We start from the raw sequence: 25,308 nt of genomic DNA, 5'->3' as shown, positions 1-25,308 counted from the left end.
CGGATTTATAATGCGCGGGTGGATGAAGATGATTTTGGAAAGGCTGATATTCAATGAATCATCAGGTTTTTGCAGAGGCGCACAGTGTTGAAAGCAGGGATTCATGTAAAGGCAATGGAGATACGGCCGTTTCTCCGGTTCCGGCCCTGGCGCAGGAGAAGGGCGTTCCGTGACGGTTTCGTTTCCTTCCGCGTCTTGTTTGAAGGCGCCTTCCGGTTCATGGTTCCGGCGCATGAGAATTGACGTGGCAACTGATACGTATGAGCCTGATGTGAATGGAGTGGCCATGACTCTGGGGCGTCTGGTCCGGGGGCTCAGGGCGCGGGGGCACCTGGTGCATGTGCTGCGGGCGTCGGAGCGGGACGGGGCTTCCCTTCCCGGGGAGACGGCCATGCCGTCCCTCTCCCTTCCCATGTACCATGAAGTGAAGATAGGGCTGCCTTCCGCAGACAGGTTCCGCGCCAGATGGATGAAGAAGAGGCCGGATGTGGTTTACGTAGCCACGGAAAGCCCCATGGGGGCGTCCGCCGTCAAGGCCGCCCGCGCTCTGGAGATTCCCGTGGTGATGGGATTCCACACCAACTTCCACCAGTACATGAAGGATTATCATTTCTCTGGGCTGGAAAACGCCGCCGTGAATTACCTGCGCAAGCTGCACAACCAGGCGGGGATGACGGTAGTGCCCACGGAAGAGATGCGCCGTACGCTGGAAGGGCTGGGGTTTGAACGCCTCTCCGTGATGGGGCGCGGGGTGGATGCCGTCTTGTTTGATCCTGCCCGGCGGGATGTCTCTCTCCGTCAATCCTGGGGCGTGTGGAGGGATGAAGTGGTGTTTGGTGTGGTGGGGCGCCTGGCACGGGAAAAGAACCTGGTGGCGGTGCTGAGCCTGTATACGCGCCTGCAGCGGGAATTTCCGGACTGCGGCATGAAAATGGTGGTAGTGGGGGACGGTCCCATGATGAGCAGCCTCCGCAGTGAATTTCCCGACGCCGTTTTTTGCGGAATGCGCAGTGGTGAAGACCTGGCGCGCCATTACGCCGGGATGGATGTGCTGCTGTTCCCGAGCGAGACGGAGACTTTCGGAAACGTTCTGCTGGAAGGCATGGCCAGCGGACTGGCTACGGTCAGCTACCGGTACGCCGCTTCCGCAGACGTGGTGCTGGACGGCATCAACGGCCTTCAGGCGGAGAAGGGGGACGCGGAGGGATTTTACTCCTGCATGCGGCGCCTGCTTACGGACAGGGAGCTGGGCGGCAGGCTCGGGGCGCAGGCCCGCAGGACTGTGCGCGCCAGGGCATGGGATGCCATACATGACAGGTTTGAAGAGCTGCTGGCCTCCGTGGCGCGGGAGGAAAACGGAACGGGTTATGCCCGCCCTCCGCGGGACGCCGTTCTGGAATGCCGCACGGTTTTTCTGTCAGACCTCCATCTGGGGACGAAGGACTGCAAGGCGGACGAATGCCGGAGGTTCCTGAAGCATGTGCGGGCGGAGAAAATAGTTCTGGTGGGGGATGTGGTGGATGCCTGGGCGCTGTCCCGCGGCAGCCGCTGGCGCAGGCGGCATACGCGCCTGATCCGTACCCTGCTGAAAAAAATGGAGCAGGAGAATGTGGAAGTGCTGTACCTGCGCGGGAACCATGACGATATTCTGGAAAAATTTCTTCCCTTTCATCTGGGCGGGTTGAAAATGGGCAAGGAATATGTGCACCGGGCGGCGGACGGCAGGCGCTACCTGTGCGTGCATGGGGACGGGTTTGATTCCATTTCCACCAATCACCGGTGGCTGGCGGTGCTCGGCTCCCTGGGGTACGACGTCCTGCTGATGGTCAACCGCTTTTATAACAGGTACCGCGCGTGGCGGGGCAGGGAATATTATTCCGTTTCCCGAGCCATCAAGGGGAGGGTGAAATCCGCCGTCAATTTCATCGGAAAATATGAGGAGCAGCTTCAGGGCCTGGCCGTCAGGAGGCAGTGTGACGGCATCATCGCCGGGCACGTGCACCATCCGGCGGATACCATGGTGGGAGAAGTGCGCTACCTGAATTGCGGGGACTGGGTGGAAACCATGAGCGCAGTGGTGGAATACGCGGACGGCCGCATGGAAACGGTGCTGTACAAGGATTTCATGAAACGCCTGGCTTACGGCTCATGCGGCGCCGGAACGCAGCCGGAGTCTTCCTCTTGCGGGGAGGCTTCGTGAAGGTTCTGTTGGTATCTGGTCCGGGCGGTGGATGGGACAAAATGACCGCGTGTGACATTTTGTCTCTTTTTGGTGTGACAAGATGTCCCATTATTCATGCCGTTTAAAAAAGGGAATATGTGAATGAATAATGCTTTAATATATTGATGGATGATTGTTTATGATACATTTTAGTCGGTCCCGTTACGGGCTGGCACGCCATTTGCAACAAGGAAGGCAAGAACATGAGTTCGCCTGCATGACACATCAGGTCATGGGGAAACCAAATCTCAACGAAAACCATTCAAAACAATCTAAGATAACAATATGGCTAAAATATTAGGAATCGACTTGGGCACGACCAACTCGTGCATGGCTGTAATGGAAGGCGGTCAGGGTACCGTACTTGAAAACAGCGAAGGTGCGCGCACCACTCCCTCCATTGTTGCCTTCACCAAGAGCGGTGAACGCCTCGTGGGGCAGGCCGCCAAACGTCAGGCGGTGACCAACCCGAAAAACACCGTGTTTTCCTCCAAGCGCCTCATTGGCCGCAAGTACAGCGAGCTGACGGAAGAAGATAAGAAGGTGCCTTATGAAATCGTGGAAGCTCCCAACGGGGATGCCTATATCCGCGTGGATGTGGGCGGTGAAAAGAAGACCTTTTCCCCGCAGGAAATCGCATCCATGGTCCTTGCCAAGCTGAAGGCTGATGCGGAATCCAAGCTGGGTGAAACGATCTCGGAAGCCGTCATTACCGTTCCGGCCTATTTCAATGACGCCCAGCGCAACGCGACCAAGGCCGCCGGTGAAATCGCCGGCCTGAAGGTGCGCCGCATCATCAATGAACCGACGGCGGCTGCCCTGGCCTACGGCCTGGACAAGAAGTCCAATGAAAACATCGCCGTATACGACCTTGGCGGCGGCACCTTTGATATTTCCGTGCTGGAAATCGGTGACGGCGTGTTTGAAGTGAAAGCCTCCGACGGCGATACCCACCTGGGCGGCGACGACTGGGACAACGCGATCATCACCTGGATCATGGAGGAATTCAAGAAGGACTCCGGCATGGACCTCTCCAACCAGCCTGACGCCATCCAGCGCATCAAGGAAGAAGCTGAAAAGGCCAAGATTGCCCTTTCCTCCACCCAGAGCTATGACATCAGCCTGCCATTCATCACGGCGGACTCCTCCGGCCCCAAGCACATTCAGCTTACGCTGAGCCGTTCCAAGCTGGAACAGCTCACGGGTGACCTGCTGGACCGCACCCGCAAGCCCGTGCTGGACTGCATTGCCGCTTCCGGCCTGAAAACCGGCGACATTGACGAACTGGTGCTGGTGGGCGGCATGACCCGCATGCCCGCCGTTCAGGAAGAGGCCCATACGCTGGCCGGCAAGGAACCCCACAAGGGCGTGAACCCGGATGAAGTGGTAGCCATAGGCGCCGCCATCCAGGGGGGCGTGCTCCAGGGGGACGTGAACGACGTGCTTCTGCTGGACGTTACTCCGCTGACTCTGTCCATTGAAACGATGGGCGGCATCGCCACGCCGATGATCGAGCGCAACACGACCATCCCGGTGCGCAAGAGCCAGGTGTTCTCCACCGCGGCTGACAATCAGCCTGCCGTGGACATCCGCGTGTGCCAGGGGGAACGCAAGATGTTTGACGACAACAAGCTTCTGGGCAACTTCAAGCTGGACGGTATCTCCCCGGCGCGGCGCGGCGAACCGCAGATTGAAGTGACCTTTGACATTGACGCCAACGGCATTCTGCACGTTTCCGCCAAGGACAAGGGCACCGGCAAGGAACAGAAGATTTCCATCCAGGGCTCCAGCGGCCTTTCCAAGGATGAAATCGAACGTGCCAAGCGTGATGCGGAAGCCCATGCGGAAGAAGACAAGAAGCGCGCCGAGGAAATTGACACCGTCAACCAGGCGGACACCCTCTGCTTCTCCGTGGAACGCCAGCTCAAGGACATGGGAGACAAGATTCCCGCCGACCTCAAGCGTGAAATTGAAGACAAGGTGATGCACCTGAAGGAAGCCATCTCCAAGAAGGAATACACGGCCATCAAGGCAGGCAAGGAAGACCTTGAATCCCGCCTGGAAGCCCTGTACAAGGCAGCGGAAGCCGCCCAGCAGCAGTCCGCCGGCGCAGCCGGTCCCATGCCGGGCGCCGCTCCTGAGGAAGAACCTTCCGACGGCCCCCGCAAGGCCAAGGGCCGCGTGGTGGACGCCGAAATCGTCGACGACGAGAAATAACCCCTTCCCGGAGGAGGGGAAGCAATTCCCCTCCTCCGGAACATTACATCCATATATTCATCTATAACAACACAAAAACAACATACTATGGCAAACATCAAACCCCTAGGACAACGTGTGCTGGTCAAGCGCATTGAAGCTGAAACCAAGACGGCCGGCGGCCTGTTCCTGCCGGATACCGCCAAGGAAAAACCCCAGGAAGCCGAAGTAATCTCCGTAGGCACCGGCGGCCGGGACGACAAGGGCGCCTTGATTGAATTTACCGTGAAGCCGGGCGACCGCGTTCTCATTTCCAAATACGGCGGTACGGAAATCAAGCTGGACGGAGAAGACTACCTCATCCTGTCTGAAAACGACATTCTGGCCATCATTGGCTAACTTGCACAACACTCACTCAACACCATTTTTAAATATCTGATATTATGGCTAAACAAATCCAATTTGACGAAACCGCCCGCCAGGCTCTCCTCCGCGGCGTGGAACAGATTGCCAAGGCTGTCAAGAGCACGCTGGGCCCTGCCGGTCGCAACGTGGTGATCGACAAGAAATTTGGTTCCCCCCTCATCACCAAGGACGGCGTAACCGTCGCCAAGGAAATCGAACTGGAAGACCCGTTTGAAAACATGGGCGCCCAGCTTGTCCGTGAAGTCTCCTCCAAGACCAACGACGTGGCCGGGGACGGCACCACCACCGCCACCGTGCTGGCTGAAAGCATTTACCGCGAAGGCCTGCGCAACGTCACCGCCGGAGCCAACCCCATCTCCCTGCAGAGGGGCATCATGAAGGCCGCGGACGCCGTGGTTGCGGAACTCAAGAAGATCAGCAAGCCCGTTGACTCCAGCAAGGAAGTGGCCCAGGTTGCCACCGTTTCCGCCAACTGGGACGCGGAAATCGGCCACATCATCGCGGAAGCCATGGACAAGGTCGGCAAGGACGGCACCATCACCGTGGAAGAAGCCAAGGGCATTGAAACCACGCTGGACGTGGTGGAAGGCATGCAGTTTGACAAGGGCTACCTGTCCCCCTACTTCGTGACCAACGCGGAAACGATGGAAGCGGTGCTGGAAAACCCGTACATCCTGATTCACGAAAAGAAGATCAACAACCTGAAGGACTTCCTTCCGCTGCTTGAAAAAGTGGCCAAGACGGGCCGTCCCTTCCTGGTTATTGCGGAAGACATTGAAGGCGAAGCCCTCGCCACCCTGGTGGTCAACCGCCTGCGCGGCGTGCTGAACATCTGCGCGGTGAAGGCCCCCGGCTTCGGCGACCGGCGCAAGGCCATGATGGAAGACATCGCCATCCTCACCGGCGGCAAGTGCATCACGGAAGACCTGGGCATCAAGCTGGAAAACGTGGGCATTGAAGACCTCGGCCAGGCCAAGCGCGTGGTTGTCTCCAAGGATGAAACCGTCATCGTGGAAGGCGCCGGCAAGTCTGCCGACATTGAAGCCCGCATTTCCCAGATCCGCCACCAGATCAAGGACACCACGTCCGACTACGACCGTGAAAAGCTCCAGGAACGCCTGGCGAAGCTGGCCGGCGGCGTGGCCGTCATCCATGTGGGTGCCGCTACGGAAACGGAAATGAAGGAAAAGAAGGCCCGTGTGGACGACGCCCTGCACGCCACCCGCGCTGCGGTGGAAGAAGGCATTGTTCCCGGCGGCGGCGTGGCCCTCATCCGCGCCCAGAAGTCCATTGACACCCTCAAGCTGGAAGGCGACGAAGAAACTGGCGCCCAGATCGTCTACCGTGCGGTGGAAGCCCCGCTCCGCCAGCTGGCCAGCAATGCCGGCCGTGAAGGCGCCCTCATCGTTGCCAAGGTAAAAGGCATGAAGAAGGCGGCGGACGGCTACAACGTAGCCACGGACAAGTATGAAGACCTGCTTACCGCCGGTGTGGTGGACCCCACCAAGGTGACCCGTTCCGCCCTGCAGAACGCGGCCTCCATCGCCGGCCTGCTGCTCACCACGGAATGCGTCATTGCCGACAAGCCCGAGAAGAAGGGCTGCGGATGCGGCTCCGGCGCTCCCGACATGGGCGGCATGGGAGGAATGGGCGGCATGGGCATGATGTAAGCCCCGTCCGTTTCTGCGAGACACAGCAATCGACTTCAAGGCTCCCCGGTTTTCCGGGGAGCCTTTTTGTTTGGAGGGGTTTCAGGAAGATGGCCCTGACTGCCGGAGAATCTGCGGAAAATCAGGCTCCGGAGTTGGCCTGCAAGAAACGGAAAGGCTTGCGGGCATCATGCGTAGTAATGTGATATTTTATTCAACATCATATTGTTGCGTTAATGTGACGGAATAGTCACGTTTTAAAACGGGTGTGCGGAAGCGGCCTCCTGTAATAGAGGGCCGTTTATTACGCATATGGACCCAATCTATTACTTCATCATAGGACTGATTCTGGTACTCTCCTGCTTTGACCTCGTGGTAGGGGTCTCCAATGACGCGGCCAACTTCCTGAACTCCGCCGTCGGCTCCAAGGCCGCGCCGCGCAGGACAATCCTGCTGGTAGCGGCGCTGGGCATCATCATCGGTTCCCTGTTCTCCAGCGGCATGATGGAAATTGCCCGGAGCGGCGTATTCATGCCGGCCCAGTTCACCTTTCACGACATCATGCTGATCTTCCTGGCGGTAATGCTGACGGACGTGATTCTGCTGGACGTCTTCAACACCTTCGGCCTGCCCACCTCCACCACGGTTTCCATCGTCTTTGAACTGCTGGGGGGCGCTGTGGCGGTGGCCCTGTTTAAAATCTGGTCCGGGGAGCCGGGGGCGGCGCAGGAACTGTCCAGCTACATCAACTCCTCTAAGGCGCTGGCCATCATCTCCGGCATCTTTTCCTCCGTCTTCGTCGCCTTCATCTGCGGGATAACGGTCATGTGGATATCCCGCCTCATCTTCTCCTTCAACTACAGGAAATCCTTCAAATACCTGGGGGCCGCCTGGTGCGGCGCGGCCCTGACGGCCATCACGTACTTCGCCATCTTCAAGGGGCTGAAAGGCAGTACGCTGGTCACCAAGGACATGGTCCGGCACCTGGACGCCCACATCTGGCTGTACGTGTGCTACAGCCTGGTATTCTGGACCGTCCTGATGGCCGTGCTCCAGAACCTCTGCAAGGTGAACATCCTGAAAATAGCCGTTCTGGCGGGCACCATGGCGCTGGCCCTTTCCTTTGCCGGGAATGACCTGGTCAACTTCATCGGCGTTTTCATGGCGGGCCAGTCCTCCATGGAGATAGCCTCCGCCGCCGCGGCGCGGGGCGCGGACCTCTCCACGCTGACCATGGGCGGCCTGATGGCCCCCGTCACGGCGGACTGGCGCTACCTGCTGGGCGCGGGCGCCATCATGGTGCTTGCCCTCATGTTCTCCAAAAAGGCGCGGACCGTGACGGACACGGAGGTCAATCTGGCGAGGCAGGGCGGGGGAGTGGAACGGTTCGGCTCCGTTCCCCCGGCCCGCATGGCCGTGCGTTATGCGCTGCATGCCTCCCGCGCGGTGGAAAAAATCATGCCTGCCTGCGTGGGAAGATTCATTGAAAAACGCTTCCGGCCCGTGGCGGAAGGGCCGGATGACGGGGCCTCCTTTGACCTGATCCGCGCCTCCGTGAATCTGACGGTGGCGGCGCTGCTCATCTCCCTGGCTACCTCCCTGCGGCTCCCCCTCTCCACCACGTATGTGACGTTCATGGTGGCGATGGGTTCCTCCTTGGCGGACAAGGCCTGGGGGCGTGACAGCGCGGTGTACCGCATCACGGGGGTGATTACGGTAATCTCCGGATGGTTCTTTACGGCCTTTGCCGCATTCACCATGTGCTGCATCGTGGCGGCGTGCATTGTATACGGCGGCCTCTTCGGCATCATTGCCATGTGCGGGCTGGCGGCCTTCCTGCTGCTGAAAAGCGCCAGGCTTCACAAAAAGAGAACCCAGGCCGCGGCTCTGGCTCAGGGCGCCAATTACCGGGATCCCGCCGCCGCCGCCCGCTACAATGAAGAAATCATTGAGCTGATGAAGCGCATGGCGGAAATCTATGAAATGAACCTGGAAGCCCTGAACGTGGAGGACCGTAAGCGGCTGAAAAAGCTCCGGAAGGAGGCTCGCGGCATCCGCCGCTCCCTGGGCGACAGGATGGCGATGGAAGTCATGCCCGTGGTACGGGAACTCCCGGATGAGGAGGCGGACCGCGGAAAGCGCTACGTGCAGATGGTGGAATACGCCACCTCCGTCTTTGAATCCCTCTCCAACATTACTACGGCCAGCTACGCCTACATTGACAACAACCATGAAGGCCTGGACCTGGGCAGGATAGAACACCTGCGGGGAATGAACAACCGCGTCTCCTCCCTGTACCCGCGCTTCCGGGACATGATGGAAAGCAATGACTATGCCGGGCTGGACGAATGCCTGGCCGGCATGGACGCCCTGGATGAGGAATTCGCGGAGGCGGTCAAGCAGCAGATCATCCTGCGGGCGGAAGACGTGTCCGACATGCGGCGGGCTCTTCTTTACCTCAACCTGCTTAATGAAACCCGCACAATGATCCGCAAGGTGCTTCTGCTGGCGAAAATTCAGCGGAAATTTGTGCTTGGCTGGTAAACGCCTGTATTTGGAGACTCCGCCGGAAGCGTGCATGCTCCCGGCGGGGCGGAAAAGCAAGGCCATGCCCTGTTCTCCGGAAGCCTTTCCCGGAGGAGCGGGAAACGGAAAGGAGCTGGGCTTTTTCCAGAAGGCAGGGGGCGGCGGCACCCGCAGAACGGAAGGGTAAATAAAAACCGCAGGCGTTGAAGGACAACTGCCTGCGGTATAAAACTGGTACGGGCGATGGGGATCGAACCCACGTCTCAAGCTTGGGAAGCTCGCGTCCTACCATTGAACGACGCCCGCATGGAATGCGGGTGCTTATTTAGCGGTAGAAACCCGGTATGTCAAGACCACAGAAAAATCGTGTCTTCTTTTTTGTTATTTTGACGCGGTAATGAAAAAAAACTTGTCTTATTCCCAAGGCTTGAACATAATGCCTCCGTTGTGCGGGTATAGCTTAATGGTAAAGCTCCAGCCTTCCAAGCTGATCACACGGGTTCGATTCCCGTTACCCGCTCCATTTTTTATTAAATTCACCTGCTAGATAGTTTCCTTATGAAAGCCAGGTTCATGACAAAGACGGCGCTCAGTGCGCTGGCACTTGCGTTTGCGGGCACCCTCCCCGGTGTGGCTCAGCAAGCTGCTTCTCCGGCAGCCGCTCCGGCTGTTAACAAGGTTAAAGCCTCTGCTTCCGACAAGGCTTTTATGAAGAAAATGGCAGGTGTCGTCCAGGCTGGTCTGAAGGCCGGAGCTCTGGATATGAAGGCCGTGGCCGAAGTGCTGAACGCCGCCGTCAAGGCAGGCGTGTCCGACTCCGCCATGGGCTCCATGGTATCCATGGCCGCAGGCGCTTTCCCGGCAGATTCCCCGGCTATCGCCTCTTCCGCCGTCCGGAGCTACGGAACGCAGGTCACGGAAGCGCAGGTGCGCAACATCGTGGCTTCCGCTGTTGCCGTCCAGCCCCATCCTTATGCGTCCGTCTCCCCCATTTGTGAAGCGGTGACGAAGGCTCTGGGCAACTCCATGGTGGCCAATACCGTTCCCTCCATTGCGGTGAGCGTGGCGGCCGCCACTCCTGACAATCCCCTTCAGGGCGTAACCACTCAGGCCAACGGCCTGGTGAAGCCTGGTGAAGAAGCTTCCGGCGGCGCCCTGGTGCTGCCGGGTGGCCTTCCCGTGGGCGGCACTCCTACGAGCCCGTCCCCTGTATCCAATCCTGCTGGAAATTAACCCGATCATTTATCAATCGCATGAAGAGTCTTTTTTACCTCTCCCTGATGGCTGCCGGCATGCTTGCCGTTCACGCCAACGGGCAGTCCCTGTACACGCTGGCAGGGCCGGTTGGCCTGGAAGAATCCATTCCTCTGAAATGGTCGTTCAACCTGGCCGGCGGTTATGACGACAACGTCAACGCCTCCAACTACGACCAGCAGGAATCCGCTTTCATCAGCACGGACATCGGCGCCTCCCTGGCCAATTACGACTCCGTGACGCAGTACTCCTTCTCTGCCAAGCTTGGCGGCATTTTCTACCTGAAGGATCTTCAGGGGGACACGAACGAATCCCTCTCCAACTCCACGCTGTCGGCCAATCTTTCCCACAGCTTTGACCAGACCCTCCGCTACAACGGCAGCGTGTCCTTTGCGTGGCAGCCGGAACCGAACTACGCCAATGGCATTGCCAACTCCCGCCGGGACGGCGACTACATTTACGTGTACGTCTCCAGCTCCGTGAGCAAGGCATGGACTTCCCGCTACTCCACGACGCTGGGCGCCAACTTCTCCATGATTGAGTATCAGGAGGATTCCGCCAAGACAGACAACCGTGACTATGTGGGCATGGATTTCACCAACCGTTACAAGTGGACGGAACGCCTGGCTCTCTCCCTGAGCTGGAACGGTTCCTACTGCCACCGTGAATACGGCAACAATGAATTCTCCAACTTCGTCATGGCCGGCGCTGAATACGCCGTGGCTGAAAACACGTCCGCCACGCTGCGCGTAGGCCCCCAGTTCAAGTATGTGGACGGCTACGGCACCAAGACGTATCCTTCCGCTGAATTCGGTTTGAACCACCGCATGAGCGATCGTTTCATGATCGGCATGTTCGTCCGTTACTCCAACGAAGCGACGAATACGTACATCCCCAACAGCGGCGCCAGCTACTACTCCAATGAAACGTGGCGCTTCGGTGTAAACAGCACCCTGAAACTGACGCACCGCGTCAGCCTGGATGCCGGCGTGAACCTGATTTCCAGCGACTACACGAACCCGAGCTCCAGCGGCAACAGTGACACGACGACGCTGACCTTCAACGCTACGGCCGGCATCAAGCTGATGCTGACCAATGCCCTGGCCCTTACGGCCCAGTATTCCTACACCAACGGCTCCTACAGCGGCTACAACTATCCCATGCCCGCCTACAACCGTAACGTGTTCTCCTTCGGAATGAATTACAGCTTCTAAGTCTTGACCGACGATTAATGCTTACACTCCTCTAATTGCGAATTTGCGTTCACAATTAGAGGAGTTTTTATCTTACTACCTATCTATCTTTCATGAATTCCCAGGATCAGCAGAACGGCGATCGGATTGTACGCAATATTGATTATTTGCAGGTTTTAAAAAATCGCTGGAAGGAGGTCTTCCTGGTTTTCCTTCTGGTTTTGGTCATTTCCGTGGTGGTTACTTTCCTGATGCCCCCGGCTTACCAGACGAGGTGCCAGTTCCAGATCAAGCTGCCCAAGCCCGTCATGGAAATCGGCCAGGGAGGGGACGTGGTCGCCACCTCCAACGTCACGGCCAACTACATTCCCATGCAGTACTCTGTGCTGACTTCAACCGAAGTACTGAAGATAGTATCCAAAAAACTGAACCTTGCCGCGGAGTGGGGAATGACGGATGAAAAGGCCGCCTCCAACCTGGCCAACATGATCAAGGTGGCTCCCGTGCGCGCGACGGACCTGGTGGATGTGATTGTCTCCGGTCCGGATCCCAAACTGGTGCAGAACATCGCCAAAACGGTTCCGGAAGCCTACAAGCAGGATCGTGAAATGCGTGAAAACCGTCTGGTTGAAACCGCTATTAAAAGTTTGAAGGACGTCCTCCGGGAACAGGAAGACACCGTTAATGAAAAAATGATGGCTCTCAAGAAGCTGATTGCAGAGAGCTCCTACCTGCCCACTACCTGGAGGAACGGTGAAAACCGGAACACATTGACGGCCGGGATGGAAGAGGAAGACTTCCGGAACGCCAAATCCCAGGCCATGGCCTTTGAAAAGGATGAAAAGGAACTGGCTTCCTACGTACAGGAGTTGCAGCGCCTGCCTGATGACAAGCTGCTGGATTACGTGATCAGCTCCGACCTGCTGAATGCCGAATCCGTGGGCGCCAAGGCTCTGCGTGAAACCTATGCGGAATTTTCCGAAAAGCTCAAGGAGAAGGAAAACCTGAAAGCCCAGAACATCGGTCCCAGGCACCCCAAGATGCTGGCGCTGGTGGAAACGGAAAGAATTCTGTCCGAGAAACTGAACAAGGAGCTGATCGGGCTGCGCTCTTCGCTTAAAAGCAAGCTGGAAATGGTTTCCGCAAGCCGGAAGCACTGGGAGGAAACCGTGGCGCTTAAGGAAAAAGCCCTTCAGGATCATGTTTTGAAAGTGCCCATGTATGAGCAGGCCAGCCGTGATTATGACGCCGCCCTGGACCAGCTCAAGGACCTGTCTTCCCGGTATACGGATGAAATTGCCCGGATGCGCGTTCCCCGTGATGCGGTTGAAATGTATGATCTGCCGGAATATCCCGCCGTGGCCTATAAGCCGAGCATCACCATCAATCTGGCGGTGGGCGCGAGCGTAGGGCTGCTGCTGGGCATCGGCCTGGCCCTCTTTCTGGAATTCATGGACACGTCCGTCAAGACCATGGAGGATGTGGAACGGGCTCTTCAGGTTCCCGTGCTGGGCATCATTCCCAAGAATGTTCCCATTCTCCATTCTTCCGACGTGATGGGGCCGGATGCGGAAGCCTACCGGATCCTGCGGACAAACATAGAATTCAATAAGAAGGGACTGGAGGAAATTTCCCTGACGTTCGTTTCCGGCAGCGCCGGGGAAGGCAAGACCACCACCCTGTGCAACCTGGCCTACATCTGCGCGCAGGGCGGGTATGCCACCCTGATGATTGACGCGGACCTGCGCCGCTCAAAACTTCACCGGTACTATGAACTAGATAATGAAGTGGGGCTGACCTCCTACCTGCTGGAAGACTACCCGCTGGAGGAAGTGATTTTCCAGACGCCCATTGAGAACCTGTATGTGATGCCTGCGGGCCCCACGCCCTTTGACCCGTCCGGAACGCTGAACTCCCGCAAATTCAGCGAGCTTCTCCAGGAAGTGAAACAGCGCTTTGACATGGTACTGGTGGACTCCCCGCCCATCCTGGGCGTCAGTGACTCCGCCGTCATCGTAAGCGAGGTGGACATGACCCTCATGGTGGTGCAGCCGCGCAAGCTGCCGTTGAAAGCCCTGCTGAGGCAGAAGCAGGTGATTGAGTCCGTAGGCGGCAACCTGGCCGGGGTGGTGATGAATAATGTGGACATTACGTCCGATCATCAGTATCAATACTACACTACTTACTATTCCTATTATTCCGCGGATGGCGGTTCCTCCGGCGGGAACGTGGACGCCTCTTCCATGAAGAAGGCGGAACGTTCCGGCAAGGCCAAGGAGCTGGCCGCCAACCAGTCCCATGATAGTGAAGATTTGTACTAACTCCATCGCTCCATGAAAAAAATTATCTGTTCCATCCTCTGTCTCCTGCTGGGTGCGGCGGGGCTGGCCTCCGCCCAGTCTCCGGATGCCGTGCCTGCGCACGGGACCATTGAAATCCAGGTGCGCGGCATTCCCAATGATGACGCTACCGCCATCTCCGGACAGTATCTGCTGGACGGCAACGGGACGATACGCATGCCCCAGCTTCCGGCGGGGCAGGATGTGTTGCGCGTGGTGGGCAAGACGGCCCGCCAGATAGAAGACATGCTGATGGCTGCCTATAAAAAGGCGGAATTGTATACGGCCCCCACTTTCTTGGTGAAAGTGCAGAGTTCCGACATGCACCTGACGGAGCACATCGTGCTGGTGAGCGGTGGCGTGGCCATGAAGAAAAACGTTCTGTGGCGGCGCGGCATGACTTTGCTGGAAGCGATTGTAGGCGCGGGGGACATTACGGACTTCGGCTCCCGCTACATTCAGGTGACGCGCGGGGGAAAAACCGTGACGTATGACTACTTCTCCATCCGGGACAGGGGTATCCCCATCCAGCCCAATGACCGTATTTTCGTTCCCCAGCGCGGGATTTTTGAAGGACGGCCCGCCAAACTCCTGCCCTGAATCATTTTTCCAGGCCCGGTTTCCCGTAAGGAAGCCGGGTTTTTTATTGCCCTGATTCCGGAAAATCCTGTTGAACTTCTGGAAAAATGCGGCGTGGGCGTGGGCGGAAAAGCCCCTGCGTGTAGAGGGCTGGTGGGGGGGAGGCTGTTTTTCATGGGTTTTTCCGCACCCTGCCGTGAAATGGACCGTGCATGGCAGGCGGGATATGGTAAAATCATAGCTGGAAAAAAATTTCCCATGTAACTGGACGGCGTCAGTGAAACGCCGGTGGAAAGAATTTTTCCGTGCCTGGGGGCTCCGCATTCACCGGAATGAACGGGTTGCCGAGCGGAAAGAGTTGACGGCCATATGCTTTCCGCCAGAGGCGTAGGCCCTTTTCAAGTGGTTGGATCATCCGGCTTCCGGGCATATATTGCGATGAAATGAGTTCAGTATGAATGTGAAAAACAGAAAAACAAAGAAAAATGTTGAACATTCGTGCGCTCAATGCATTTTTGGAATCTTCCAAAAATGTTAGAGTTTCATGCGGACTGTCTGCGTGGAGCTTTGTATTTCCAATGTGAAATCCCATAAACCATGATATACCATTTTAAGAAAACATTCATCGGAGTAGGAGGCCGCGAATACATTAACAACCCCAAACTGAGCTTCCCGGCGCATGTGAAAACGCGCCGCAAGGGAACGAATCCCAAATCCGGACTGCCCTACGCGGAATGCGGCGGCGCGTTTGTGGAAACTTCCGCCATTGCGTCACAGCTCTGCTGCAGCGCATCCGCCGCGCGCCAGTACCTGCACCGCCACGGCGCCCGTTTCCGCGTGGTCCGGAAGGGCACGGGGTCCCTGGCGCTATACTGGCGCAGGCTGGATGTGGACCGTATTCTCGCCAGGCGGGAGCCTGTGCGCCGCCGCGTTCCTCCGTGCCATGTGGACATGGCTACGGCCGTCAGCATGCTGGGAGTGGTGCGGAGTTATATTTACAGGCTCGTGAAAAAGGGCCTGCTGCGGGAATACAGGTGCCGGATGAAGACTACCCGCGGATTCCGCGTGCGCTGTTTTTATAACCGGGAGGACCTGGAGCATATCCGGCTGCACGTGCTCCGGAAAAGATGATGGCGGCGGATGCCGGACAGATGCGTTTTTGGCTTGAGCGCGGGCGGGATTGTGTCACGTTATGGGCATGATAGCTTTTCTGCGCGGCACGGTGGCGGAATCCTACCCCCAGCGGCTGATTCTGGATGTTCACGGCGTGGGGTATGAGGTGATTGTGCCCCTGTCCACCTTTGACAGGCTGAATCCTCTGCCCGGCAGGGAGCTGACGCTGAAAACCTACCTGCATGTCCGCGAGAACATGCAGGTGCTGTACGGCTTCGCCACGGATGCGGAGCGGGATATTTTCCTGCTGCTGATTGACCGCGTTTCAGGCATCGGCCCGGCCACGGCCATCGCCATCCTGGGCTCCCTGTCCGTGGAGCAGTTCAAGCAGGCGGTCGTCAGCGGGGACGTCTCCGGCATTGCCCGGGCCAAGGGCGTGGGGAAGAAAACGGCGGAGCGCATCGTTCTGGAACTGAAGGACAAGGTAGGGCTGGCCGCCACGTGGGAGGCCCAGGCCCAGGGGGCCACCTCCCAGGCTGCCGGGGACGCGGAGCTGGCGCTGATTGCCCTGGGGTTCAAGCAGGTGGAGTCCCGCAAGGCGATTGCCGCCCATTTGAAGGACCATCCGGACGCGGATGCGGACGAGCTGATCCGCGCCGCCCTGCGTTCCATGAACTGACCGTCCCGGCGGAGGGGCGCTTCCGCAAGCATTTGACTTCCATGGGGGAGCATTGTACGCCCGGAGAGGCTCCCGTGCCTGCATGGGTGCGGGCACATACTGCCATGATGGGGGAACAATAGTGTTGACGGCTGGTTGAATCGTTTTTAAACTTACGGCGTCCATGGTGCTTAAATAAGCCCTGGACTAATAATTAATCAAATCTGAAGCCCTCAATCTTATGGCCAAATATGCTATTAACGGTTTTGGACGTATTGGTCGCAACGTACTGCGCGCCATGTCCAAGGAAGAACGCAACAAGGTTGTTGCCATCAATGACTTGACCCCCATTGAAATGATCGCCCACCTGCTCAAGTATGACTCCACGCAGGGCAAGTTTGACGGCGAAATCTCCATCGACGGCGAATATCTGGTTGTTGACGGTCACAAGATCCTCATCACCGTGGAACGCGACCCCGCCAACCTTCCCTGGAAGGACCTGGGCGTGGACGTCGTTCTGGAATCCACCGGCCTGTTCACCAAGCGTGACGCCGCCAAGAAGCACCTGGCCGCCGGCGCCAAGAAGGTGCTCATTTCCGCTCCCTCTCCGGATCCGGACCTGACCTTCGTTCTGGGCATCAACGACAGCGAATACGATCCTGCCAAGCACGACATCGTTTCCAACGCTTCCTGCACCACCAACTGCCTTGCTCCGATGGTGAAGGTGCTGGACGACAAGTTCGGCATTGAAAAGGGCATGATGAGCACCATTCACTCCTACACGAATGACCAGCGCATCCTGGACCTTCCGCACTCCGATCCCCGCCGCGCCCGCGCCGCCGCGATCAACATCATCCCCACCACCACCGGCGCCGCCAAGGCCATCGGTGAAGTGATGCCGAACCTGAAGGGCTCCCTGAACGGCGCCTCCTTCCGCGTGCCGACCCCGACCGGTTCCCTGACCGACTTCGTGGCCGTTCTCAAGAAGAACGTGACCGTGGAAGAAGTGAACGCCGCCATGAAGGAAGCCGCTGAAGGCCCGCTGAAGGGCATTATGGACTACTCTGAGGAAGCCCTGGTTCTCCAGGACATCGTTTCCGATCCCCACTCCTGCATCTTTGACTCCGGCTTTACGTATGTGGTCGGCGGCAACCTGGTGAAGGTCTGCGGCTGGTACGACAACGAATGGGGTTACTCCAACCGCGCCGCTGAAGCCATGAAGAAGCTGGGCGACAGCCTGGGCTGCGGCTGCTCCTGCGGCAAGTAAGTTCTCCGGAACAACGCTTGCTCTTCAGTTGCACGACAAGTCTTGCCGGTTGCCTGCACCAACCCTCCGGTTCATGAACCGGATTTGTCCAGGCGGCCGGGGATTTATCCGGGAGGGCAGAAATGCCCTCCCTTTTTTATTCCATTGAACCAAACAAAATAGACCGATATGGCTAAACTTACTGTACGTGACCTTGATGCCAAGGGCAAGGAAGTCCTGATGCGCGTTGACTTCAACGTTCCCCTCAAGGATGGGGAAATCACCAATGACGCCCGCATCGTGGCGGCTCTTCCCACCATCAAGTTCCTGCTGGACCAGGGCGCACGCGTTGTCCTGACCTCCCATCTGGGCCGTCCCAAAAACGAACCTGATGCCGCTTTCTCCCTGAAGCCCGTTGCGGCCCGCCTTTCCGAACTGCTCGGCAAGGAAGTGAAATTCGTTCCCGCCGCCATCGGCCCGGAAGCGGAAGCCGCCCGCGCCGCCATGAAGGACGGTGACGTGGTCCTGCTGGAAAACGTCCGCTTCTACCCCGGTGAAAAGAAAAACGATCCGGAATTCGCCAAAGCTCTCCTGGGCAACGCCACGCTGTTCGTGAATGATGCGTTCGGCACCGCGCACCGCGCCCACGCTTCCACGGAAGGCGTGACGCATTTTGCGGAAAAGAGCGCCATGGGCTTCCTGATCGAACGCGAACTGGAATACCTGGAAGGCAAGCTGGAACACCCGGAAAAACCCTTCGTGGTCATCATGGGCGGCGCCAAGGTGTCAGACAAGATTGAAGTGCTTTCCAAGCTGATGGAAAAGGCTGATACCTTCCTCATCGGCGGAGCCATGGCCAACACGTTCCTGGCGGCTGAAGGGTACGACCTGGGCGCTTCCAAGATTGAAGGCGACAAGCTGGACCTGGCCCGTGAAATCCTGGCGGAAGCCAAGGCCAAGGGCGTGAAGTTCCTGCTTCCGGCTGACGTGCGCGTAGCCATGAAGTTTGAAGACGGCGCGGAAACCTTCTGCACGGCTCCCTTCGCGGAAGGCGGCAAGGTGCCGGAAGGCGGCATGGCCATTGACATTGGCGACAAGGCCATTGAAGAATTCTCTGCCATCATCAAGGGCGCCAAGACCGTTCTGTGGAACGGCCCGATGGGCGTGTTTGAAATGGACTGCTTCGCCAAGGGCACCAAGGAAATCGCGGAAGCCCTGGCGGATTCCTCCGCCATCTCCATCGTAGGCGGCGGCGACTCCGTGACGGCGGCCAAGAAATTCAAGGTCCAGGACAAGCTTTCCTTCTGTTCCACGGGCGGCGGCGCCTCCCTGGAACTGCTGGAAGGCAAGGTGCTCCCTGGCGTGGGCGCCCTGACGGACAAGTGCGGCTGCTGCTGCCAGAAGTAGCCGTTCACGGCTCCGGGGCGTTTTTCCGCCCGGCAGCCTTGAATCAATCCCTTCATTCCCCGTTCCCGTTTCCGGGTGCGGGGAATTTTTGCCTTCCGGCTGCCGGGGGGAAAGGTGCGGCAGTCCCTTTTTGGGCTTGCTCTGCGGGCGGCTCCGGCTAGGCTGAACATGTATGAAGATGCTGTGTTGCCTTCCGGCTGTTTTTCTGTGGTGCTCTCCCGTGCCTGCGGCGCACTCCCCCGTTGCGGAGAAAGAGGAGCAGGGAGCGTACCCCGGAAAGTACATGCTTCTGGAAACATCCTCCCGCGACCGGCAGAGCCTGTCCACGCCCGTAGCTTCCTATGTGAATGGGGAAGGCAGGGAAGTGGCGCTCATCGGAGCCATCCATGTGGCGGAGGCGGCCTACTATGCGCGCCTGAACAAGCTGTTCAGTGGGTATGATGTGGTGCTGTTTGAAATGATCGGCGGGGAGGGGCTCCAGCGGGAACAGGAACTGCGCAGCAAGCTGGACCGCAGCAAGCCGCTGGGCGGCCTGACGCTGGAAGAGGCGCGTGAATGGAACCGGATTGTGGAATGGAGGAGAAAAAGCGCTGAGGAGGAAAAATCCTTCCTGCTGGGATTGCTGGGCAGCGCCTATCAAAAATTGAGTGACGCGGTGGGCTTGCAGACCCAGTACCAGGGCATTGACTATTCCGCGCCCCGTTTTGTCCATGCGGACATGACGCTGGAGGAATTCCGGCTGGCGCAGGCCAGGAGGGGGGAAAGCTTTGCCGGGCTGATGTTTAAATCCTTTTTGTCTTCCCTGGTGGAGAAGCCCGGCGCCTACCAGCCTAACCAATTCGGCATGATGCTGGATTTGCTTTCCGGAAATAAAAAGGGGCTGAAAAATGAACTGATGCGCATTTTTGCCAATGCCCCGGATGACCTGGAGAATACCGTGATTCTGGAAGGGCGGAATGCCAAGTGCATGGAAGTGTTTGACCAGTGGGGCGGCGGGGACGTGCACAAAATAGGCATTTTCTACGGGGCGGCCCACCTCCCCGGCCTGCACCGGGAACTGGTGAAGCGCGGCTACCGCCTCCGGGACGTTCAGTGGCTCCCGGCGTGGAGCACCAGGGAGGAAGCAGCCGGGGAACCCGTCAGGAGCTGACCTTTTTCCGCTTCCACGTGGTTTACGGATGACGGGAGTTGCCGTTCCGGCGGCAGGGAATATTACCTGCCTGCGGGAACCAGGCGCGCCATGCCGCCGCCCTTCACTCGCATGGTGAAGGGGAGGGTGTCTTTGGAAGAAAATTCCCCTGTTTCCACCTTCCAGCCGTCGTTCCTTTCAGGCAGGTCGCGGAGGATGGTGGCCCGGTACGCCGTATTCCTGTCCAGGAACTTCAGGGGGATGGAGACCGTGCGTTCCTGTCCGTCCCCGTTCATCAGGGCGATGTACCACTGGTCCCCGGAGCGCCGGGCGAAGGCGGCGCATTCCCCGATGGCGGACGGCGGCAGGACGATGGTTTCATCCCACACGGAGGGAATATTCCGAACGGCCTCGCGTTCCGGGGAGCCCTGCGGAAAGGCCGCTTCCATGTCCTCTGGGCTGGAAACCCAGTGCAGAATGGGGGACGTGTATATGATGTTGGCCGCTATCTGGAGGGGCCAGGAGGAGCCGCGCAATTTTTCCCCGTGGCCGAAGTAGCCGCCCGTGAAGTCGGCATGCCCGGAAACGAGGCGCGTGAAGGGCAGCGCGCAGTAGTGCCGGCCGCCGATGGCCGCCCAGATGTTCTGTTCCCCTCCGTAAATGCCCTCCCGGCTCATTTCATGCGGCCAGGAGCGTTCCTCCCCGGTGGGGGTATTGGCTCCGTGGAAGTTGACCATGAGCTTGTTCTTCGCCAGGTTTTCCGCCACGGCGTCATAAAAAGCCAGGCGTTCCTGTGAGGCGGAATCCATAAAGTCTATCTTGATTCCCCTGATGCCCGTTTTGGCAAGGGCGCTGAAAAAGCTGCGCATGCTTTCCCAGTTGTTGGCGGGATCGTTGACGTCGGACCAGCGCACCCATACCCAGATGCCTACCTTCTTATCCGCGGCGTAGCGGACCAGCCGGGCGATCTTCTCCATGCTTTCCGGGAGGGTCTTTCCCCATTTCTTCCATCCTTCATCCACCAGGTGGTATTCCCAGCCGAAGCCGGAGGCCATATCCACAAACGCGTACTGGTCGTCTTCAAGGACTTTTCCCCGGTCCCACCAGGTCCAGGTGGAGCGGCCCGGCTTGATCCAGGACGTTTTGGCCCCTTCCGGGAAAAGATTTTTGTCCGGTTCCGGAGCCAGGGAGGGGATAATGTCGTTCCGGACCAAGCCGTTGAGATCGTCATTCACCAGAATGACCCGCCAGGGCATCTCCACGGAAGAAGGGACGGCAAAGCCGCTCGGGTTCTGGAAATGCACGGCCCGGCAGGAGCCGTCCTCAAGGGAGAATTTAATGCCGCTCCACTGCCTGTTGAAGTTGGCGGCTTCCTGGACCAGGGCGAATCCTCCGCCCGGCAGTTCCGCCGTAACCGGCATGGTGCGGATATGGCTGCGGGGATTGCCGGGGTCTTTCTTGAAATCTGCTATTCTGGCCGGGGACCATACCCCCTCGCAGGGGCCCAGGGCGGAGGAGGCGTCCTGGGTCCACAGGACGGCCTGCTCCGGGAGCGTGAAGGAAGTTTTTTCCTCCCCGATGTGGAGCGAGGGCTTTTTCTTCATGTCCTCCGTCCATTCATAGCGGAAGGCCACCCCGTTATTGAAGACGCGGGCGCGGAGGCGCAGGGCGGAATTGTCCCCGGAAGCCACGTACTCGTTAAAATTGACGGAGGCGGTCGGATACTTGCCGCGCGTTTCAAAGGTCTCGCGAACGTTTTCCCGCACCTTTTCCACGCTCCATCCAGTGATGCCGTCCGCAACGCCGGCGCCGTCCACCACGATGCCGAGCGCGGAAGGCTCCAGAACAACCCGGCCCTTTTTATTCAGGGAATGTCCGGCCTTTCCGTCCCGGGCCGCCAGGTTCCAGGTGAGCAGGCCGTCCGGGGATGCCATGGCGGCGGAGGGTTCCCCCGCCCGCACGGTTCCGGATGCGGCCAGTACGGCAATGCTGCTGAGGATGATCAGGTTCTTCATAACGTCTCCTTTCATGGAATACGTCCCGGCACGCCGGTTCATTACAAGGAAAGCGTCCGGAGGAAAAAGCGGACCCCTGTTAAATGTTCTTCAGCATTTCCAGCGCCTCCCGGAGCTTGTCTGCGGGACTGGCGCTTGCCAGCCGCGGGAACTTGTTGGACAGCAGGATGAAATCCCCGTTCCTGGTCAGCATCAGGCGCTGGCCGCTGATCTCCACCATGGAGATGTTGGCCTTGGAGGCCAGTATCTTGATTTTGTGGGAATCCAGCAGATGATGCACCGTTTCCGGTGCAGGCCCGAAGCGGTCTTCCCACGCGCGGAGCAGGGCGTCCGCTTCTTTCAGGGTGCGGACGGCCGCCAGGTCCTTGTACGCGGCGATGCGCAGGGCGGCGTCGCTGATATACTCCCGGGGCAGGAAGGCTCCCAGATAATCCTTGCGGGATTTGGCGGCGAACTGCGTCTCGCTGTTCACGATGAAATCCGTTCTCAGGGCCGCATCCGGCCGCGGGGCCATGTGCTTGCCCTGCATGTGGGAGATGGACTGCTGGAGAAGCTGGCAGTACAGGTCAAAGCCGATGGCGGCGATGTGGCCGCTCTGCTGGGTGCCCAGCAGGTTGCCCGCGCCGCGGATTTCCAGGTCCCGCATGGCTATCTTGAAGCCGGAACCCAGCTCCGTGTACTGCTTGATGGCGGAGACGCGCTTGCGGGCGTCTCCCGTGGTGGCGGCGGACCGGGGGAGCATGAGGTACGCGTAGGCGCGGTGCCCGGCGCGGCCCACGCGGCCGCGGAGCTGGTACAGGTCCGCCAGGCCGAAGCGGTCCGCGCGGTCAATGATGATGGTGTTGGCGTTCGGGATGTCGATGCCGGATTCAATGATGGTGGTCGCCAGCAGGATGTCCGCATCACCGTTCACAAAGGTGCGCATGACCTTTTCCAGCTCGTCCTTGGGCATCTGCCCGTGGCCGATGACAATGCGGGCCTTGGGAACCAGGGCCTGGATGCGGTCCCGGAACAGTTCGATGGTCTTGACCCGGTTGTGCAGCAGGAAAATCTGGCCGCCGCGTTCCAGTTCACGCTCCATGGCCTTCTTCATGATGCGCTCGTCATAGGGGCATACGCTCGTCTGCACGGGCTGGCGGTTGACGGGCGGCGTCTCAATGGAACTCATGTCCCGCGCGCCCATCAGGGCAATGTACAGTGTGCGTGGAATGGGCGTGGCGGAAAGCGTAAGCACGTCTATCCCCTTGAAGCGTTCCTTGAACTTTTCCTTGTGCCTGACGCCGAAGCGCTGTTCCTCGTCAATCACCACCAGGCCCAGGTTCTTGATGGAGACGTCGTCCGAAATAAGGCGGTGCGTGCCGATGACGATGTCCACGGCCCCCGTCCTCAGCCCTTCCAGCGTGGAGCGGACGTCCGCCGCGCTGCTGAAGCGGCTGAGCATTTCAATCCGCACGGGATATTCGCTCATGCGTGACTTGAACGTCCGGAAATGCTGTTCCGCCAGCACGGTGGTGGGCACCAGCACGGCCACCTGGCGTCCGCCCGTCACGCACTTGAAGGCGGCGCGGATGGCCACCTCCGTCTTGCCGAAGCCCACGTCCCCGCAGATCAGGCGGTCCATGGGGCGCGGGCCTTCCATGTCCGCCTTCGTCTGGGCGATGGCGCGGAGCTGGTCCTGCGTCTCCCGGAAGGGGAAGGAGCTTTCAAACTCCCACATCCATTTGCTGTCCGGCGGGTGGCTGTAGCCTTTCCCCGTCTGGCGTTCCGCCTGCACGTTCAGGAGCTGGGCGGCGTAATCCGCCACGGAGCGTTCCGCGGACTTTTTGGCGCGCTGCCATTTGGCGTCCCCCAGCTTGTTGAGTTCCGGCGTCTTGCTCCCCAGGCCGATGTAACGTGAAACCAGGTGCGCCTGGCTGAGGGGAACGTGCAGGATGGTATTATCCCGGTAGAGGATGTTCATTTCCTCGTCTCCGGAATCCGGGGAGGTGGAAATATTGATGAACTTGCCGATGCCGTAGCTGGTGTGTACCACCAGGTCCCCGGGGTTGATGTCCTTCAGGGAGGCCTGCGCACGGGCCTTGCGCGCCTTGTCTTCCCGGCTGGCGCGGCGGCGCGCGGTGGCGGACTGGTACCTGCCGAACAATTCCGAGGAAGAAAGCACGGCCGTTTTTGCACCCGGAATGCTGAAGCCCGCGGGCAGGTCCCCGCGCAGGGCCGTGATGGAAAGCAGCGCGGGCGTTCCGGCGCAGATGTCCCGGAAGCGCTCCTCCTCCCCTTCATTGGGAAAGAACATGCTGACGTTCCACTTCCGGTCCAGCCACTCGCGGATCTGGCGTTCCGCCAGCTCCCGGCGCATCTCCTGCATCACGAAGTCCCCGGCGTCAAAGCTGCCCAGGGGGTTCTCATGGATGGCCAGGGAAAAATCCTCCTCCCCCTCCGCGTTCTCCGGCGGGGCAGTGAGGATGCAGGCGTTCCCGCGCTCCTTGCAGAAGGGGGCGGTGATTACTACGTCTCCCGGTTTGATCCAGTCCCGGAGGGTTTCCACGCCCGCCGCCTCCGTCAGCACCAGGTTGACGTGCTCCACCTTCCGGAAGGAAATCTGGGAATCTACGTCGAATTCCCGGATGGATTCAATCTCGTCGTCAAAAAACTCCAGGCGCACGGGGTGGGAGGACTGGAGCGGAAAAATGTCCAGAATGCCGCCGCGGCGCGACCACTGCCCGCGGGAAATGACCTGCGGAACTCCTTCAAAGCCTGCCTCCGTAAACAGCTTGATCAACTCGTCGGGGGCATGAGTTTCTCCCGTTTTCAGGGTCATCCCCTGGTTCTGCATGCCGTTGACGGAGGGAACCTCGTCATTCAGGCTGCCTTCCGCCACCACGATGGTCTGCTTGCCCAGGCTTCCGGAAGCAATGCGGTGAAGGACATTCAGACGTTCTGCGGCAAGTTCCGGATCGCCTACTTCCTCCCCAAGCGCCACTTCTTTTTCCGGGACGAACAGGATGTTCCTGACTCCCCAGGTTTCCAACTGCGCAGCGATGGATTCCTGCGCCCTCAGATGGGGCGTTACCACCCAGGCGCGGGCGGTTTCCGGAATGGCGCGGATGCACAGGGCCGCCACAAACGGGACGCCCGGCAGGGAAGTGTGGTCGAAAACCGCCTGTTCCTCCGTGCCCAGTTTGGCCAGCTCCCGGTGGAAGGGTGCGGTCCGGGCCACCCTGTCCATCAGGGCGGATATGGAAGCGTCTTCTGCCATGCTTGTCTGATAACCCCTGCTGTCAGGGAGTGTGCCGCCTTTCCCTGCCATGTCAACGGTTTTTCAGGGCACAGACTGTCCGCATCATTCCGGACGGGGCA

16 protein-coding genes and 2 tRNA genes are annotated in these 25,308 nt (G+C 59.1%); 15 read left to right on the top strand and 3 right to left on the bottom strand.

Annotation, left to right across the window (positions count from 1 at the left end):
- Positions 1-232: 232 nt before the first annotated feature.
- From HHJ06_RS09605 to HHJ06_RS09585, 5 genes are all read left to right on the top strand, one after another.
- On the top strand, positions 233-2,200 hold the full coding sequence (locus tag HHJ06_RS09605) for a glycosyltransferase (RefSeq protein WP_215429135.1): 1,968 nt from the start codon (positions 233-235) through the stop codon (positions 2,198-2,200).
- A gap of 306 nt (positions 2,201-2,506) precedes the next feature.
- Complete coding sequence (dnaK, locus tag HHJ06_RS09600; RefSeq protein WP_215429133.1) at positions 2,507-4,438, top strand: molecular chaperone DnaK; 1,932 nt, start codon at positions 2,507-2,509, stop codon at positions 4,436-4,438.
- Positions 4,439-4,525: 87 nt separating this feature from the next.
- Positions 4,526-4,816 carry a co-chaperone GroES gene (groES, locus tag HHJ06_RS09595; RefSeq protein ID WP_067571201.1) on the top strand — a complete coding sequence of 97 codons (291 nt, stop codon included), beginning with the start codon at positions 4,526-4,528 and terminating at the stop codon, positions 4,814-4,816.
- A 41-nt stretch (positions 4,817-4,857) separates the two neighbouring features.
- On the top strand, positions 4,858-6,513 hold the full coding sequence (groL, locus tag HHJ06_RS09590; RefSeq protein ID WP_102714698.1) for a chaperonin GroEL: 1,656 nt from the start codon (positions 4,858-4,860) through the stop codon (positions 6,511-6,513).
- A 291-nt stretch (positions 6,514-6,804) separates the two neighbouring features.
- Positions 6,805-9,036 (top strand): inorganic phosphate transporter, encoded by a 2,232-nt coding sequence (locus HHJ06_RS09585; RefSeq protein WP_215429131.1) that lies wholly within the window; start codon positions 6,805-6,807, stop codon positions 9,034-9,036.
- Between the two features lie 214 nt (positions 9,037-9,250).
- Here HHJ06_RS09585 and HHJ06_RS09580 read toward each other — a convergent pair.
- Positions 9,251-9,324, bottom strand: a tRNA-Gly gene (locus HHJ06_RS09580).
- A 143-nt stretch (positions 9,325-9,467) separates the two neighbouring features.
- On the opposite strand from HHJ06_RS09580, the gene HHJ06_RS09575 reads away from it, so the two are divergent.
- From HHJ06_RS09575 to HHJ06_RS09530, 10 genes are all read left to right on the top strand, one after another.
- Positions 9,468-9,541: transfer RNA gene (locus tag HHJ06_RS09575), tRNA-Gly, on the top strand.
- A gap of 194 nt (positions 9,542-9,735) precedes the next feature.
- Positions 9,736-10,251 (top strand): hypothetical protein, encoded by a 516-nt coding sequence (locus HHJ06_RS09570; RefSeq protein WP_215429129.1) that lies wholly within the window; start codon positions 9,736-9,738, stop codon positions 10,249-10,251.
- A 20-nt stretch (positions 10,252-10,271) separates the two neighbouring features.
- Positions 10,272-11,486, top strand: coding sequence for an outer membrane beta-barrel protein (locus HHJ06_RS09565; RefSeq protein ID WP_215429127.1), 1,215 nt, complete (start codon positions 10,272-10,274; stop codon positions 11,484-11,486).
- A 92-nt stretch (positions 11,487-11,578) separates the two neighbouring features.
- Positions 11,579-13,786, top strand: coding sequence for a polysaccharide biosynthesis tyrosine autokinase (locus tag HHJ06_RS09560; protein WP_215429125.1), 2,208 nt, complete (start codon positions 11,579-11,581; stop codon positions 13,784-13,786).
- 12 nt (positions 13,787-13,798) lie between these two features.
- The gene (locus HHJ06_RS09555; protein ID WP_215429118.1) at positions 13,799-14,404 is read left to right on the top strand and encodes a polysaccharide biosynthesis/export family protein; all 606 of its coding nucleotides are present in this window, start codon (positions 13,799-13,801) and stop codon (positions 14,402-14,404) included.
- 576 nt (positions 14,405-14,980) lie between these two features.
- A complete protein-coding gene (locus HHJ06_RS09550) occupies positions 14,981-15,514 on the top strand; it encodes a hypothetical protein (RefSeq protein ID WP_102714686.1) in 534 nt (177 codons plus the stop codon).
- Positions 15,515-15,581: 67 nt separating this feature from the next.
- Positions 15,582-16,175: a Holliday junction branch migration protein RuvA gene (gene ruvA, locus HHJ06_RS09545; protein ID WP_102714792.1), complete on the top strand. Its 594-nt coding sequence runs from the start codon at positions 15,582-15,584 to the stop codon at positions 16,173-16,175.
- 220 nt (positions 16,176-16,395) lie between these two features.
- Positions 16,396-17,421, top strand: a complete 1,026-nt coding sequence (gene gap, locus HHJ06_RS09540) for a type I glyceraldehyde-3-phosphate dehydrogenase (RefSeq protein ID WP_215429115.1) — start codon at positions 16,396-16,398, stop codon at positions 17,419-17,421.
- A 168-nt stretch (positions 17,422-17,589) separates the two neighbouring features.
- On the top strand, positions 17,590-18,807 hold the full coding sequence (locus tag HHJ06_RS09535) for a phosphoglycerate kinase (RefSeq protein WP_215429113.1): 1,218 nt from the start codon (positions 17,590-17,592) through the stop codon (positions 18,805-18,807).
- Positions 18,808-18,979: 172 nt separating this feature from the next.
- Positions 18,980-19,957 carry a hypothetical protein gene (locus tag HHJ06_RS09530; RefSeq protein ID WP_215429111.1) on the top strand — a complete coding sequence of 326 codons (978 nt, stop codon included), beginning with the start codon at positions 18,980-18,982 and terminating at the stop codon, positions 19,955-19,957.
- A 62-nt stretch (positions 19,958-20,019) separates the two neighbouring features.
- On the opposite strand, the gene HHJ06_RS09525 is transcribed toward HHJ06_RS09530, so the two are convergent.
- Positions 20,020-21,966 carry a glycoside hydrolase family 97 protein gene (locus HHJ06_RS09525; protein ID WP_215429109.1) on the bottom strand — a complete coding sequence of 649 codons (1,947 nt, stop codon included), beginning with the start codon at positions 21,964-21,966 and terminating at the stop codon, positions 20,020-20,022.
- Between the two features lie 64 nt (positions 21,967-22,030).
- The gene (gene mfd / locus HHJ06_RS09520) at positions 22,031-25,207 is read right to left on the bottom strand and encodes a transcription-repair coupling factor (protein ID WP_215429107.1); all 3,177 of its coding nucleotides are present in this window, start codon (positions 25,205-25,207) and stop codon (positions 22,031-22,033) included.
- Between the last annotated feature and the right edge of the window lie 101 nt (positions 25,208-25,308).

It is taken from the genome of Akkermansia muciniphila, from assembly GCF_018709685.1.
Taxonomy (GTDB): Bacteria; Verrucomicrobiota; Verrucomicrobiia; order Verrucomicrobiales; family Akkermansiaceae; genus Akkermansia; species Akkermansia muciniphila_E.
This window is presented reverse-complemented; position numbering and strand designations above follow the sequence as displayed.